General features: G+C 36.7%; 15 protein-coding genes. All 15 read right to left on the bottom strand.

The window, feature by feature from the left end; translation table 11 throughout:
* Window positions 1-126: 126 nt before the first annotated feature.
* Window positions 127-669, bottom strand: a complete 543-nt coding sequence (gene cotE, locus ACLBXA_RS19865) for an outer spore coat protein CotE (RefSeq protein ID WP_001288799.1) — start codon at window positions 667-669, stop codon at window positions 127-129.
* Between the two features lie 126 nt (window positions 670-795).
* Window positions 796-1,227 (bottom strand): RicAFT regulatory complex protein RicA family protein, encoded by a 432-nt coding sequence (locus tag ACLBXA_RS19860; protein WP_000870460.1) that lies wholly within the window; start codon window positions 1,225-1,227, stop codon window positions 796-798.
* Between the two features lie 3 nt (window positions 1,228-1,230).
* Window positions 1,231-2,760: a tRNA (N6-isopentenyl adenosine(37)-C2)-methylthiotransferase MiaB gene (miaB, locus tag ACLBXA_RS19855; protein ID WP_001005392.1), complete on the bottom strand. Its 1,530-nt coding sequence runs from the start codon at window positions 2,758-2,760 to the stop codon at window positions 1,231-1,233.
* A 428-nt stretch (window positions 2,761-3,188) separates the two neighbouring features.
* Window positions 3,189-4,055 (bottom strand): 2-oxoacid:ferredoxin oxidoreductase subunit beta, encoded by an 867-nt coding sequence (locus ACLBXA_RS19850; protein WP_000190155.1) that lies wholly within the window; start codon window positions 4,053-4,055, stop codon window positions 3,189-3,191.
* A complete protein-coding gene (locus ACLBXA_RS19845; protein WP_000625417.1) occupies window positions 4,042-5,799 on the bottom strand; it encodes a 2-oxoacid:acceptor oxidoreductase subunit alpha in 1,758 nt (585 codons plus the stop codon). Before ACLBXA_RS19845 ends, ACLBXA_RS19850 begins: the two co-directional genes overlap by 14 nt.
* Window positions 5,800-6,024: 225 nt before the next feature.
* Window positions 6,025-6,984: a dipeptidase gene (locus ACLBXA_RS19840; protein WP_003309838.1), complete on the bottom strand. Its 960-nt coding sequence runs from the start codon at window positions 6,982-6,984 to the stop codon at window positions 6,025-6,027.
* 22 nt (window positions 6,985-7,006) lie between these two features.
* Window positions 7,007-7,267, bottom strand: a complete 261-nt coding sequence (gene spoVS / locus ACLBXA_RS19835; RefSeq protein ID WP_000404341.1) for a stage V sporulation protein SpoVS — start codon at window positions 7,265-7,267, stop codon at window positions 7,007-7,009.
* A gap of 149 nt (window positions 7,268-7,416) precedes the next feature.
* Window positions 7,417-8,211 carry a TIGR00282 family metallophosphoesterase gene (locus ACLBXA_RS19830; protein WP_001221092.1) on the bottom strand — a complete coding sequence of 265 codons (795 nt, stop codon included), beginning with the start codon at window positions 8,209-8,211 and terminating at the stop codon, window positions 7,417-7,419.
* Window positions 8,212-8,369: 158 nt separating this feature from the next.
* Window positions 8,370-9,935, bottom strand: coding sequence for a ribonuclease Y (gene rny / locus ACLBXA_RS19825; RefSeq protein ID WP_000099770.1), 1,566 nt, complete (start codon window positions 9,933-9,935; stop codon window positions 8,370-8,372).
* Between the two features lie 483 nt (window positions 9,936-10,418).
* A complete protein-coding gene (gene recA / locus ACLBXA_RS19820) occupies window positions 10,419-11,450 on the bottom strand; it encodes a recombinase RecA (RefSeq protein ID WP_001283853.1) in 1,032 nt (343 codons plus the stop codon).
* 144 nt (window positions 11,451-11,594) lie between these two features.
* Window positions 11,595-12,833, bottom strand: coding sequence for a competence/damage-inducible protein A (locus ACLBXA_RS19815; RefSeq protein WP_000990683.1), 1,239 nt, complete (start codon window positions 12,831-12,833; stop codon window positions 11,595-11,597).
* Window positions 12,834-12,853: 20 nt separating this feature from the next.
* Window positions 12,854-13,432, bottom strand: a complete 579-nt coding sequence (gene pgsA, locus ACLBXA_RS19810) for a CDP-diacylglycerol--glycerol-3-phosphate 3-phosphatidyltransferase (RefSeq protein WP_001052967.1) — start codon at window positions 13,430-13,432, stop codon at window positions 12,854-12,856.
* Window positions 13,433-13,497: 65 nt separating this feature from the next.
* Entirely contained in the window at window positions 13,498-14,412 is a 915-nt protein-coding gene (locus ACLBXA_RS19805; RefSeq protein ID WP_000137465.1) for a helix-turn-helix domain-containing protein, read from the bottom strand.
* A gap of 21 nt (window positions 14,413-14,433) precedes the next feature.
* Window positions 14,434-15,219, bottom strand: a complete 786-nt coding sequence (locus ACLBXA_RS19800) for a DUF3388 domain-containing protein (protein ID WP_000574107.1) — start codon at window positions 15,217-15,219, stop codon at window positions 14,434-14,436.
* Between the two features lie 138 nt (window positions 15,220-15,357).
* Window positions 15,358-15,606 (bottom strand): DUF3243 domain-containing protein, encoded by a 249-nt coding sequence (locus tag ACLBXA_RS19795; protein ID WP_000114444.1) that lies wholly within the window; start codon window positions 15,604-15,606, stop codon window positions 15,358-15,360.
* Between the last annotated feature and the right edge of the window lie 4 nt (window positions 15,607-15,610).

The following is a 15,610-nucleotide window of genomic DNA, read 5'->3' as shown; positions in this document are numbered from 1 at the left end:
ACGGACATCCATATCTCCTATTTCAGGAGTCTATCTTCATTATAACATATTTCATAAAGAATCATGTTCATTCAGCGCCACTTATGTAAAGTAAAAAGCTAGGAAGAACTTCTCCCTAGCTTTCTATTACTCTTCTTCTGCATCAACGATAAAGTTCGGATCTAATTCTTCAAATTCATCATCAGCAATTTGGAAATCATCATCTGATTCTACGCAGCCTTCAGGATTTACACTTACACAAATTTTCGTTTCTCCAACTACTTCTGTTACAAATTCACGTTCTACAGTTACAACAATTTTATTACCGTTTGGTGATACAAGCGCTTCTAAACAATTTGGTGGCTGAATAACACGAGCAATAATTTCTAAATCGTCACCAGAAAAGTTTTTATCACGATAACCAATGCTTACTTCGTCCGTGTAGTTCACGCGTTCTGTTACAACTTCAGTCTTTGTATTTCCATCAAATGAATACCAAGTGTTCACATCATAGAAACCTTCAATTTCCACATGCTTCCCATTCTTTCTTGCTTCGTACGAGTGGTTAATTACCCAGCACCCTAAAATACTTGTTGGTTCATTATTCGATTCACATGTATGCGTTGACTTTGTATACTTACGTCCTTTTCCAACCACTGCTTTTGTAATAATCTCTCTAAATTCGGACATTCGTAACCCTCCTCAATCACTATTCACTTAATCATATGCGTGACAATAGCGGAATGTGTCATTCTTTTTTTGAGAAGAACTTACGTTTAATCAACTAAAAAAAAGAGATGTCAATATGACATCTCTTTAACAACCACAATTTCCTTTTTTACTTTCTACCGCTGCGCCAGTTTCACCCTTAAGTACATCGCCACCAGTTGAAATTAATATTTCATCTGTTACGTTGTTAGAAATTGTACTAGCAACTAACTGTAATAAGTCATTTACATATGTTTGTGAAGATTTAAATTCTTGTACGACTGGAATACTGTCTAACTTATCTTGCAATGCATCAATTTCAGCTTCTACCTTTTTTAAAGCTTCCCACTTCCCGTAATGCTGCAAGTTTACTGCTTGTTTTTGCAGTGCTTTAATTTCATCGATTGCGCGCTTTACATTTTCATTTTTATGAATTTGCGCCTCTGCTTTCTTAAAAAAATCAACTTCTTCTGTTTCAGAAATCATTTTTGCTAATTCTTTTGCTTGTTCAACAATGTCATCTTTCGAATATACTTTCATCTATTATTTCACCTCAATCGGCTCTTCAACTAATTCCCCGTTAAGAGACCAAGTTTTTGCTTCCGTTACTTTTACTTTCACAAGCTGACCAATTAAAGATTTTGAAGCGACGAAGTTTACAAGTTTATTCGTGCGAGTATAACCTGCAAGTACTTCCGGATTATTTTTACTTTCCCCATCAACTAACACTTCTACAATTTGACCTTTGTAACGACTATTCTTTTCAATTGCCAACGTATTTACTAGTGTATTTAAGCGTTGAAGACGTTCTTTCTTCACTTCCATAGGTACATTATCTTTCATTTTTGCAGCTGGTGTACCTTCGCGAGGAGAATAAATAAATGTAAAGGCAGTATCAAATCCTACTTCACGATATAACGACATCGTTTCTTCAAATTGCTCATCTGTTTCATTTGGGAAACCAACGATAATATCTGTTGTTAATACTGCATCTGGAATTGCTTCTTTAATTTTTCTTACAAGTTCTAAATAATGCTCACGTGAATATTTACGCGCCATAATTTTCAGCATATCTGTACTTCCAGATTGAACTGGTAAATGGATATGTTCTACTAAGTTGCCACCTTTGCCAAGCACTTCAATTAAGTGATCATCGAAATCACGTGGATGGCTCGTTGTAAAACGAATACGGGCAATATCAACTTTACGAAGTTCGTCCATTAAATCACCAAGACCGTATTCTACATCTTCAAAGTCTTTACCATATGCATTTACGTTCTGTCCAAGTAATGTAATTTCTTTATAACCATTCGCAGCTAAATGACGAATCTCTTGGATAATATCTTCTGGACGTCTGCTCCGCTCTTTTCCGCGCGTATACGGTACAATACAATACGTACAGAACTTATCACAGCCATACATAATATTTACCCAAGCTTTAATATCACCACGACGTACTTTCGGAAGGTTTTCAATTACGTCGCCTTCCTTTGACCATACTTCAACTACCGTCTCTTTCGAGAACATCGCATCTTTTAGAATGTACGGTAATCTATGAATATTATGCGTTCCAAATACCATATCTACATGCTGATTTTTTTGCATAATTTTATTTACAACAGATTCTTCTTGAGACATACAACCACATACACCAATTAAAAGGTCCGGATTTCTTCGCTTTAGTGACTTTAAATGGCCTAGTTCACCAAACACTTTATTTTCAGCATTTTCACGAATTGCACAAGTATTTAATAAAACTACATCTGCATCCTCAGTCGAAAAAGTTGGTTCATATCCAAGCGTTGTGAAAATACCTGCCATTACTTCCGTATCATGCTCATTCATTTGACAACCATATGTACGAATATAGAACTTTCTTCCTGTACCAAAATTGCGAAACTCTTCAGGTAAGCCAAAATCCCGTTCAATTTTAACTTCTTCTTTCCCTCGCTTTTTCGCATCCTTTAAGGAAGGTGGTTGATATACACTTTCAAAGTATTTACTATAATCTTTCTCTTCTTTTTTCGTAGAGGAATTTGCTTGTTGACTTGCTAATCGTTGTTGCTCGTTCATCGGTAATCTCCTTTCACCCTTAACTATACACACTCTATAGTCCATTTTAATGCGCCTAGACTCACCTCAAAAATGGTTAGATAGCTTGAGAGATAACTTGTCCTTTGAAACTTGAGTAATCAATCTAATCATTCATAAGAATGAAGTCTTCCCCACGCAAATAGACATTCCCTTTTTATTATTTCTTGTTGTCCTACCCAAAAGCATATTGCTTTATCCCTATAAACATTACCATAGTATGACCTGTTTCGCCAATTTTAACAATACAGAGGCCCTTTATTATCTTACATTTCATAAGCAATGAACTTGCCATTTTCATACAACGATTTATATATTATTTTACCATTCTGAATTTTCTAAGTAAATAAGACTACCCTATATTTTTCTAATAAAAAAAGGTTGCCACATGGCAACCTCCTCTTCTTATATTACATAAATTCAGCAACAAGCTCATCAAACATTTTCTGATCCATATTTAAATCAGATTTCACTAAAGGCTCTTCACTATAGCCTTTAACAAGTTCTTGATATGATGGTTGCTTAGTATTTTGATAAATTAAACCTGTTACTAAACCGTTATTTTCCATTAAAGTTTGCATAGCCATCATGCGATTAGATGGATCATATCCCTCTACTGTGCTTAGTTTCGTTAAATTCTCTTTAAACCAATCGTAGGTATTTACTTTATTGTAAGTAACACATGGGCTAAATACGTTAATTAATGAAAATCCTTTATGGTTAATACCAGCTTCAATAATTTGTGTTAATTCTTTTAAATCACTCGAAAAGCTTTGCGCCACAAATGTCGCACCAGCTGTTAAAGCCATTTCCATTACATTTAGTGATGGTTCAATTGAACCTTGCGGTGTGCTTTTCGTTTTAAATCCAGCTTCACTACGTGGTGAAGTTTGCCCTTTTGTTAACCCGTAAATTTGGTTATCCATTACGATGTACGTAATATCGATATTACGACGAATAGAATGGATTGTATGTCCCATACCAATCGCAAATCCATCACCATCACCACCTGAAGCGATGACTGTTAAATCACGATTTGCCATTTTTACACCTTGTGCAATCGGAAGGGCACGACCATGAATACTATGCACACCATATGAATTAATATAACCTGAAATACGGCCTGAACAGCCAATACCAGAAATAACAGCAAGTTCATCTGGATTTAAACCAACGTTAGCTGCCGCACGTTGAATTGCAGCTTGCACTGAGAAGTCTCCGCAACCTGGGCACCAGTTTGGCTTTACACTGTTACGAAAGTCCTTAAATGTTGCCATTTAATACAACCCCTTTTTTGCATTCGTTGTAAATCTCTTTCGGCAAGAATGGGTTTCCATCATATTTTAAAAGACTAGAAATTTTCTCACCATTACCAAGATTCATTTTCATAATGTTAGCAAGCTGACCTGTTGCATTGTTTTCTACTACTACAACACGCTTCGCCTTTTTCACAAGTGGATCGATTTCAGCTGTTGGGAACGGGTGAATTAAACGTACATGAGCATGGTTTACTTTCATACCCTCTTGTTCTAAACGCGTCATTGCCTCTTCGATCGCACCACGAGTTGAGTTAAATCCAACAAGCAATACGTCTGCTTCTTCATGCTTAACATTTTTATAAACAGGGGTATTAAACTTCAAGTTTTCCATTTTACGGAAACGTTTGTCCATTTGATCTTTACGGTTTATTGCTGATTCCGATGGTTTTCCAGTTTCATCATGTTCTACACCTGTAACATGGTGAACACCATTTTTCATACCAGGTAAAACACGCGGTGAAACGCCGTCTTCAGTTACTTCATAACGCTTGAAGTATGCTTTATTTTCACGTTCTGGTAATTCCGCTTCTAAATCAAGCTTACCACGACGAATTTCCACTTTATCTAATTTAAGTGGTTCTACTGTTTGTTTTCCTAACGAAAGCTGTAAATCTGTTAAGAAAATAACAGGAACTTGATATTCTTCAGATAAGTTAAATGCTTCTACAATGTCATAGAAAGCTTCTTCAACTGTACTTGGCGCCATTACGATTTTTGGAATTTCACCATGCGTACCGTAAATCATCGCCATTAAGTCAGACTGTTCTTGTTTCGTTGGTAATCCCGTACTTGGACCACCACGTTGTGTATCAACAATTACTAATGGAGTTTCTGTAATACCTGCTAAACCGATTGCTTCCATCATTAATGAAAGACCAGGACCAGCAGATGCAGTTAATGTACGAACACCAGCATAGTTTGCACCGATTGCCATTGTACAAGCTGCGATTTCATCCTCAGTTTGGATTACTGTTCCGCCGACTTTCGGTAATTTTTTAATTAAGTATTCCATAATTTCTGATGCAGGTGTGATTGGGTATGCTGACATAAAACGAGCACCACCAGCTACCGCACCAAATGCGATTGCGTCGTTTCCAATCATAAACATGCGTTTTTTACCATCAGCTTTTTCAAGCTGCATCATGTTTACTTTCTCACCTAGTAATTCTTTCATATATTGAGAGCCGCGTTTAATTGCGTCCATATTCTTTTGAACGACTTGCTCTCCTTTACGACCAAAGATTTCTTCAACAACATCTAAATAAGCTGTTTCGTCTAATCCTAATACTGCACTTGATGCTCCAACAGCAACCATGTTTTTCATTAATGATGTGCCTAATTCTGAAGCAATATCTGTAAACGGTATCACATATAGATTTACATCTGTATTATCAGGTATTGTTGGATTAAATTTCGCATCCGCAACTACAATTCCACCTGGACGTAGTTCGTGGAAGTTAAAATCAATTGTTTCTTGGTCAAAAGCAATTAAAATATCTAAATCATCTGAGATCGCTCGTACTTCTGTTGTACTTACACGAATTTTATTATTTGTATGGCCGCCTTTTATACGTGATGAGAAGTGGCGGTAACCGTATAGGTAATATCCTAATCGGTTTAATGCAATACAGAAGATTTCTCCTGTACTTTCAATTCCTTCACCTTGTTGGCCTCCAACTTTCCATGAAAGTTGACTAATCATCTCCTACACCCCTTTTGGCTGCATTCATTGTAGTGTATTTTTTTACAGTAATAGTTTAGCATTTTTTATGCAAATAAACTACAACGGACGCAAATTATGCCTCTTCTGATTTCCCTGAATCTTTAGTATAAAGCTATTTTGTTTTTCATTCTAGTATTAGGTCTTAAAAAAAGCAATAAAATCAAATGAATTAATTTTAATTATTCTGAATTTTAAACCAAAAACTTAAAAACTCATATGTTCAACAAAATTATCATATAAAAATCTTTCTACAGTAGATGCAGCATAGTATTTATAAAGCTCATTCATGACATTTTCATAATCTCGGTAGGCAGATACATTGACAACCGTATCTACAATCCCATCAAAATCTGAACCAAACCCTATATTGTTTTCTCCACCTAGCGAGCAAATATATTCGATATGTTTTACTATATCTGTTATATTTGCTTGTCTTTCACTTGTTAGAAACTGCGGTACAAAAGTAACACCGATTATGCTATTTCTCTGTATAAGCGCTTTAATTTGTTCGTCATTTAAATTGCGTGGATGCTCACACAGTTTATAACAATTTGAGTGGGATGCAATTGGGTTATTTGCAATTTCTATCACATCCCAAAAACTTCTCTCATTTAAATGTGATAGATCCGTCCATAATTGCAAAGTATTCAACTCTTGTACAACTTGTCTACCAACAGTAGTTAAACCTGCTCCACGCGTCTCTAGCGCCCCATCAGCTAACAAATTCGCATAGTTCCATGTTAATCCGAAAGAACGTACACCTAACCGATAAAACAAACGTAATTTCATCGCTTCTTTGCCAATTGCTTCGCACCCTTCTAACGTTAATAGCGCGCCAACCTCGTCTTGTTTTAATCTATTTATATCCTCTTTCGTTCGGATAAATCTCACACCTGGTAGCGATAGAATTTCATTATAAAAAATATCTATCATTTGTAATGCCGCTTCAAATCGTTTTTCATACGTCACTGTTTCTGGCACATATATTGCAAAACATTGTATACTTCCTTGTCTTTCCTTTAACTGTTGAAATGTAATATGTAATTGCGGATCGTTTTTAAAATTCTTTTTTCCCTTTGCACTCCATAACTGAAAGAGCACATCACAATGAGCATCAAAAATTTTCATTTTCATTCCTCCATTATAAAAACAACCTGTTTGCATACTGCAAACAGGTTGTTTAAACTTAACGAGGTTCTACAATTAATTTTATTGCTGTACGCTCTTCGCCATCAATCATAATATCTGTAAACGCTGGGATACAAATTAGGTCCAAACCACTAGGCGCTACAAACCCTCTTGCAATTGCTACTGCCTTTACCGCTTGGTTTAATGCACCTGCACCAATAGCTTGAATTTCTGCTGTTCCGCGTTCGCGAATAACACCTGCAAGTGCACCAGCTACAGAATTAGGGACCGACGTTGCTTTAACTTTTAATATTTCCATTCCGCGTTTCCTCCTCGTTTCTTTAAAAAGTATTAGCAATTATTTCACTTTAACTTATATTCACGAGGAATGGCGCGTATTCCTGCTAAATTTTCGTAATTTTTCTAAAAAATTAAAATATAATAACTTATCTAAAATTTAACGGAAATTTACTCAAAAAATGGTTGATCGTCATTAATTAAAATGCGCTCAATTTTCTTTGCTTTTCCTGTATTTGGATCCACATCAATTAACACTGCACTTAATTGCGTTCTACCACTTGTTACTTCAAATCGTACCGGTAAGTTCGTTAAAAACTTCTTCAATACTGCTTCTCGGTCCATACCTAAAATTCCATCATATGGCCCTGTCATCCCAACATCTGTAATATATGCCGTTCCGCTTGGTAAAATACGGTTATCCGCTGTAGGGACATGCGTATGCGTACCTACTACTGCTGTAGCACGTCCATCTACATACCAACCTAGCGCTTGTTTTTCACTTGTAGTCTCCGCATGGAAATCAATAAAGATAATATTCGTACGTTTTTTCGCAATATTAATTAATTCATCCACTTTACGGAATGGACAATCAATCGGAGGAAGGAAAGTACGCCCCTGTAAGTTAATAACTGCAACTTCTGTTCCATTACAGTTCACAAAGATAAGTCCTTTTCCTGGAGTTCCTTCTGGGAAGTTAGCTGGTCTTGCAAGATATTTTGCATCATCGATGAATTCAAATACTTCACGATTATCCCAAGCATGGTTTCCAAGTGTAACTGCTTGTGCCCCACACTCTAAAAAGTTTCGATATATTTTTTCTGTAATCCCACGGCCACCTGCTGCATTTTCTCCATTAATGATTGTTACTGTAGGTGTATATTTTTTCTTTAATGCCGGTACGTACTGTTGAATCATACCTCTACCAGGAGATCCTACTACATCCCCAACAAATAATATTCTCATATGTCTTACCCTTTCTATGTACTGCATTTTTTATTGCTATAGCATCAAGTAAATTCCTTATAATATGTTTATTATAAGTTTGTTTCACTTTTATGCTAAATAACTGTCTTTATTTTATCCAATTCCAACACAAAAAAATAAAGTGGTGTTTCACCACTTTATTTTGCGTATTCCACTGCACGTGTTTCACGAATAACAGTTACTTTAATATGTCCTGGGTAATCCAGTTCATTTTCAATACGTTTTCGGATATCACGAGCTAAACGATGAGCTTCTAAGTCATCGATTGTATCTGGTTTTACCAAAATACGAACTTCACGTCCTGCTTGAATTGCAAATGATTTTTCAACGCCTTCATAAGACTCTGAAATCTCTTCTAACTTTTCAAGACGACGAATGTAGTTTTCAAGCGTTTCACTACGAGCTCCCGGTCTTGCAGCTGATAAAGCATCTGCTGCTGCAACTAAAACTGCAATGATAGAAGTTGGTTCTGTGTCACCATGGTGAGATGCGATACTGTTTATAACTACAGGATGCTCTTTATATTTCGTTGCGAGTTCAACACCAATTTCAACGTGGCTACCTTCTACTTCATGGTCAATCGCTTTTCCGATATCATGTAATAGACCAGCACGTCTTGCTAGTTTTTCATCCTCACCAAGCTCTGCTGCCATAAGTCCAGTTAAATATGCAACTTCCATAGAGTGTTTTAAGACGTTTTGTCCATAACTTGTACGGTATTTTAAACGACCTAAAATTTTAATTAAATCTGGGTGTAATCCGTGAACACCCACTTCAAACGTTGTTTGCTCTCCGACTTCGCGAATATACTCGTCCACTTCACGTCTTGATTTTTCGACCATCTCTTCAATACGCGCTGGGTGAATACGTCCGTCCTGTACTAGTTTATCAAGAGCGATACGAGCTGTTTCACGACGAATTGGATCGAATCCAGAAAGAATTACCGCCTCTGGTGTATCATCGATAATTAAGTCAATACCCGTTAACGTTTCTAACGTACGAATATTACGACCTTCACGCCCGATAATACGTCCCTTCATTTCGTCATTTGGAAGATTTACAACCGAAACGGTTGTTTCAGCAACATGATCAGCTGCACATCTTTGCATTGCAAGAGATAAAATCTCTTTTGCTTTCTTATCCGCTTCTTCTTTCGCGCGAACTTCACTTTCTTTTACCATAACAGCGATTTCATGAGAAACTTCATTTTCTACTTTACCAAGAATAATTGCTTTCGCTTGTTCGCGTGTCAGATTGGAAATGCGCTCTAATTCTGTTTGTTGCTTTTGAACTAACTCTCCCACTTTGCTTTCCAACTCTTCAATCTGTTGTTGTCTCGCTACAAGAGATTCCTCTTTCTTCTCTAACTGCTGCTCGCGTTTATCGAGCGTTTCGTCTTTACGATCAAGGTTCTCTTCTTTTTGCATTAAACGATTTTCTTGTTTTTGTAATTCGCTTCTACGGTCACGAATTTCTAATTCAGCTTCTGTACGAAGTGTATGAATTTCATCCTTTGCTTCTAAAAGCGCTTCTTTCTTAAGTGCTTCAGCCTCACGATTCGCTTCGTCTAAAATACGTTTCGCTTCATTAGCCGCACCATTAATCTTCGCTTCAGCAATAGACTTTCGAACAAAAAAGCCAACAACTGCACCGACTGTTGTTGCAAGCAAAATGGAGATGAGTATCCAAACTGTACTACTCATGATTTCACCTCCCCTTGCTATGAATGAAAAAAGACTGTCGGCATGTACATTAAATTACAATATACAGCAAAGACCGTCGTCCCGCTTTTTTAAGGGACTTTCTTCATTTCACAATTAAAATGTCATATTATTATTTCGGTAAGATTTAAACCTTACTCCGAATATTACTTCTCTTCTTGAGAAGAGTATATCGTATATAAGAAAAAATATACATTCTCATTGTATCTATCGTAATTTTCATTGTCAAGCGTTGTCTACTTTTACTTTCTTTACCTTCAGTCCTTAATGTTATCTGAATTTGAAAAATTGATAGCATACTATCCTGGAAAACCTTAGTAAATACCATTTTATTCCCTTAAAACGTATGAATATTCCTCTTTACACATCCCATTTGAGTCAAAAAAATATTTTAACCACTACGATAGATACCCCTTTAATAGAAGGTAAAAAAATAAAAGACACGGGACCCGTGTCTTTTATTTTTTAATCTTGAAGAGTTGCATCTTCCGTGTCTTCCACACCAGAATCTTCACCAATTCCGTGATGATCACGAACAAAGAAGGCAATTTCCTCTCTTAAGTCCGTATTCTCTTTTAAGAATTGCTTCGAATTTTCACGACCTTGTCCTAAACGTTCTTCATTATAAGAATACCAAGCACCGCTCTTTTGAACGATATCAAGCTCAGAAGCCATATCCAAGATTTCACCCTCTCTTGAAATACCTTCTCCGTACATAATATCAACTTCAGCAACACGGAATGGTGGCGCTACTTTATTTTTCACTACTTTTACTTTTGTTTTATTACCAACGATGTCGTTACCTTGCTTTAATTGCTCCGCACGACGCACTTCAAGACGGACAGTTGAATAGAATTTCAACGCACGACCACCTGGAGTTGTTTCTGGGTTTCCGAACATAACCCCAACTTTTTCACGAATTTGGTTAATAAAGATTGCAATTGTTTTTGATTTGTTGATTGCTCCTGAAAGCTTACGAAGTGCTTGTGACATTAAACGTGCTTGTAAACCTACGTGTGAGTCACCCATGTCGCCTTCAATCTCTGCTTTCGGTACAAGAGCTGCTACAGAGTCAATTACGATAATGTCAACCGCACCACTTCGTACAAGAGCTTCCGCGATTTCTAATCCTTGCTCCCCTGTATCAGGCTGTGATAATAGTAATTCATCTATGTTAACGCCTAATTTTTGTGCATATACAGGATCCATTGCGTGCTCCGCATCGATGAATGCTGCTTGTCCACCTTGACGTTGTACTTCTGCAATTGCATGTAATGAAACTGTCGTTTTACCTGAACTTTCAGGTCCGTAAATTTCGATAATACGGCCACGTGGGTATCCGCCTACCCCTAATGCCACATCAAGTGCTAAAGAACCACTTGAAATTGTAGAAATTCTACGTTCCGCTTGTTCTCCTAATTTCATAATTGAACCTTTACCAAATTGCTTCTCTATTTGTTTTAACGCCATATCTAATGCCGCTTGACGATCACTCATTCAAAATTCCTCCTTAACTGAATTGCTAATCTTATTATACCTATTTTCAATTCAATTTGCCAACAAAAATCGAACATTTATTCGATTTTTTTATTTTCCATTACATAAATACGTAATTTAACTATAAAAAAAGCTAGAAGAAACTTATATCTCTTCTAGCTTTTTATATAAATGATAAAATCCATATTTTGTCGAGCGTTCTCTAATTTGTTGACGACTTCCACTTAAATTAAGAGGAAAAACTGCAGTTTGTTCACCTTTAATCGCCAATCCAACAAATACTGTTCCTGGCTCTTTCTGTTCTGAAGCATCTGGCCCTGCTACCCCAGTGAAACTAATTCCGATATCCGCTTTTAATAAATCCTTAACATTTTCAGCAAGATAATGAGCACATTCTTTACTAACTGCACCATCAGTATGCAACACTTCTTCAGGCACACGCAATACATGTTGCTTCACATCATTATGATAACAAATGACACCGCCTTTAAATACAGAAGAAACACCAGCATTTTCAGTTACTTGATTTCCAAAAAGACCACCTGTTAAACTTTCTGCACATGCTAAAGTTAACCCTTTTCTCTTCAATAACTCGATTGCCTTATAATGCAAAAATTCTTGGTCATATCCGTAGAAAAATTCTCCTACCCTTTCTAAAATCAAATCTTCCACATGTTGAATTAGTTTCTCCGCTTCGCTAACATTTTGATGCTTAGCGGTTAAACGTAATGTCACTTCTCCATCATTTGCTAGCGGGGCGATTGTTGGGTTTGTTTGTCCATCAATTAAATCTTGAACTTTCACCTCTAATTGGGACTCCCCGATACCGAAGAAACGAAGCACACGGGAATAAATGTTTTCTCCTGTTGTAAAATTACGTAAAAAAGGCTCCACGTAACTTACATACATTGGTTTCATTTCTTTTGGCGGCCCTGGTAATAAAATATAAACTTTTCCGTTCTTATTTACCCCCATACCAGGCGCCATACCGTGGTCATTTGCAAATACTGTTGCTCCATTTAAGACGAGCGCTTGCTTTTTATTATTCTCCGTAAATTCACGGCCTGTACGCTTAAAGTAATTACTTATTAAGGCTAATGCCTTTTCATCATACACAAGCGCTTCATCTAAACTAGCCGCTATCGTTTCTTTCGTTAAATCATCTTTTGTCGGTCCTAATCCACCTGTAAAAATAAGTATATCAGCACGTTCTTCCGCAGCTTCAATCGCCTTTTGCAGTCGCTTATTATTATCACCAACAACAGTATGATAGTACACGTTAATTCCAATTGAAGCTAACTTTTCAGATAAAAACTGGGCATTTGTATTTGCAATTTGTCCAAGTAATAATTCAGTTCCAACCGCAATAATCTCAGCATTCATCCTAATTCCCCCATAAACTTCTATTTTGAGTTTACAAAAGCAGCTCTATTTTTCCAGAAATAATCCCATCCTGAAATAACAGTAAAGATTAATGCAATCCATATGAAGATATCAGCAACTGGAATATGGATTAAATTTAAAGGTACATCGTGTAATAAATATGCTGCAATCGCAATAATTTGTGTCCATGTCTTAATTTTCCCTAGCTGATTTGCCGCAACTACTTCCCCTGTTCCAGCAAGTACAAGACGTAAACCTGTTACAGCAAACTCACGACTGATAATTACAATAACAATCCAAGCCGGTACATATTGCATCTCTACCAATGTAATAAGTGCTGCTGAAACAAGTAATTTATCAGCTAATGGGTCAAGAAACTTTCCTAAATTCGTTACAAGATTATACTTTCTTGCGTAATGTCCATCAATCCAATCTGTAGCTGAAGCAATGATAAAGATAAGTGCCCCTACTAAATGTTGAATTGGCAAATCAACATCACCAATTTTGTATGAACCCCAATCAAAGGGCGCTAACATAATTACCATAAAAATTGGAATTAAGAAGATTCTAGATATTGTAATTTTATTTGGTAAATTCACAGCTATTCCTCCATCATATCAAAAACATTTGTTCATCGAAAAAAAAGTCATCGAAGCGATGACTGTTATTGTGCAGGTTGCTCTATCCCTTGGTTTTTAATCACCAATCTTTGGTGATATTCTTTTTGTGGATCTAACGGGAAAGCAAGCACTTGGCCATTCAGTTTAATTTCAACATTCGGTGCACTTCCAATATTAAGTCGTACTTCTTTTAATGTTGATACATCGCGTTTCTCTGTTTGACCGCTTTGTACTGTAGTGTTTAGAATTTCATTACCCGCATCATCCTTAACATCTACATAACTTGCACCCTTCGCTGAAATTTCCAATTCTAACGTTTTATTATTATGAATTTCCAAAGTAGATACCTTACCAGTTGTTCCAACTACTTTCACTTCTTGCTGTCCAGTTGGTGGTGCTGGCTGCTCCTCTTTCTTTGGTTCTTCTTTCTTTAGTTCTTCTTTCTTTGGCTCTTCTTTCTTTGGCTCTTCCGCTTTCTTCGTATCTAACGGAGAATCTTTCGCTTTTTGAACTTCAATTTTCTCACTTTGAGCACTCGGAACTTTTTCATCATCTTTTCCAGTTAACGCTTGAAACACAAACCAGATTACGACTCCAACCGCGATTACTAACAGCGCAACTAAGATTTTCGGCATGTGATCTGCAACTGGCCATGATGAAGATTTTTGCATTGTTTCTTGTGTTTTTTGTCCCGTTGATACTTGTGGAACTTCACGCCTTTCAGATTGTGGTATCGTACTCTGATGTTCTACAAGCAGTTCCTCTCCATTTAATCCAACAGCATCTGCGTATTGTTTAATGAATGCACGCGCATAAAAAGCTCCTGGCAATACATCATAATTGCCTTCTTCAATTGCCACTAGATGGCGTTTTTGAATTTTTGTAATTTCATGCAGCTGATCAATAGACAAGCCTTTCGCTTCTCTTGCTTCTTTCAGCTTTTGTCCCAATTCCGTCACTACTAACACCTCAATATTTCTTTAAAAGTCAAACATAGAGAAATTATTTTGCGTACCTTGCTCAATTTCATCTACTAAATTATATTGAATTTCTTCATCATAATCGTTACGCAACTCGATAATATAATCAAAATCATCCAATGTGTATTCTGACTGACTCACAAATACATCAGGATGTTCCACAACTTTCGTTGCAGGCAATCTCATAATTTCACGAACGAGCTGCCAATGTCTTTCGTTGGCACGCTTCGTTGACACAATTCCATCTAGGATGAAAATATTGTCATCGCTATACTCATCTTCAATTAATTGACTACGAACAGTTTGCTTAATAAGAGTAGATGATACAAATAACCACCTTTTATTTGCACAAACACTTGCAGCAACAATGGATTCTGTTTTTCCGACACGAGGCATTCCGCGTATCCCAATTAGTTTATGGCCTTCTTTTTTCATAATTTCTGCCATAAAGTCTACAAGTAAGCCTAATTCATCACGCACAAATCGAAATGTTTTCTTATCATCTGCATCTCGTTGTATGTACCTACCATGCCTAACCGCTAGCTTATCTCTTAGCTTGGGCGGACGATATTTCGTTACCGTTATGTTATCCATCGTATTTAAAATTGATTCAAGTCTAGAGATTTGCTCTTGATTATCACACATAAGAAGTAACCCACGTCGTGCATTATCTACACCATTAATTGTGACAATATTAATGCCGAGCATACCGATTAACGAAGAAACGTCACCAAGCAAGCCAGGTCGGTTTTTATGTATTTCATATTCAAAATACCATTCAATCATCCAAGATCACTCCCCTTGCTTACTTTACACCTACGTACTATATTATATGATTTCACCTTAATAGGGAAGCTAAATGTATAATCTATCCTGTGTAATTATTATACAAAAAAAGTAGAGAGGAGAATCTCCTCTCTACTTTTACTTATGTTGTACAAACTTAACCATTAAGTTTGCAATTGTATGTTGCTCCTGTTCATCAGCAACTTTCCAAAGCTCAGCTAATAATTTCTCTTGGTCATTGCGCCCTTCTACTTCATTAGCAAGGTAGTCGCCAACACGAAATGCCATATCTGATACCGCACCGCCGTCTAAACCTTTTCCTTGCGCTTGCTCTAAACGATCTCCTAAAAAGCTCTTCCACTGATCAAAATTATCTAATACTGACATAATT

This window comes from Bacillus sp. D48C, from assembly GCF_053345735.1.
The sequence above is the reverse complement of the archived record's forward strand: the minus strand, read 5'-3'. Positions and strand labels throughout refer to the sequence as shown.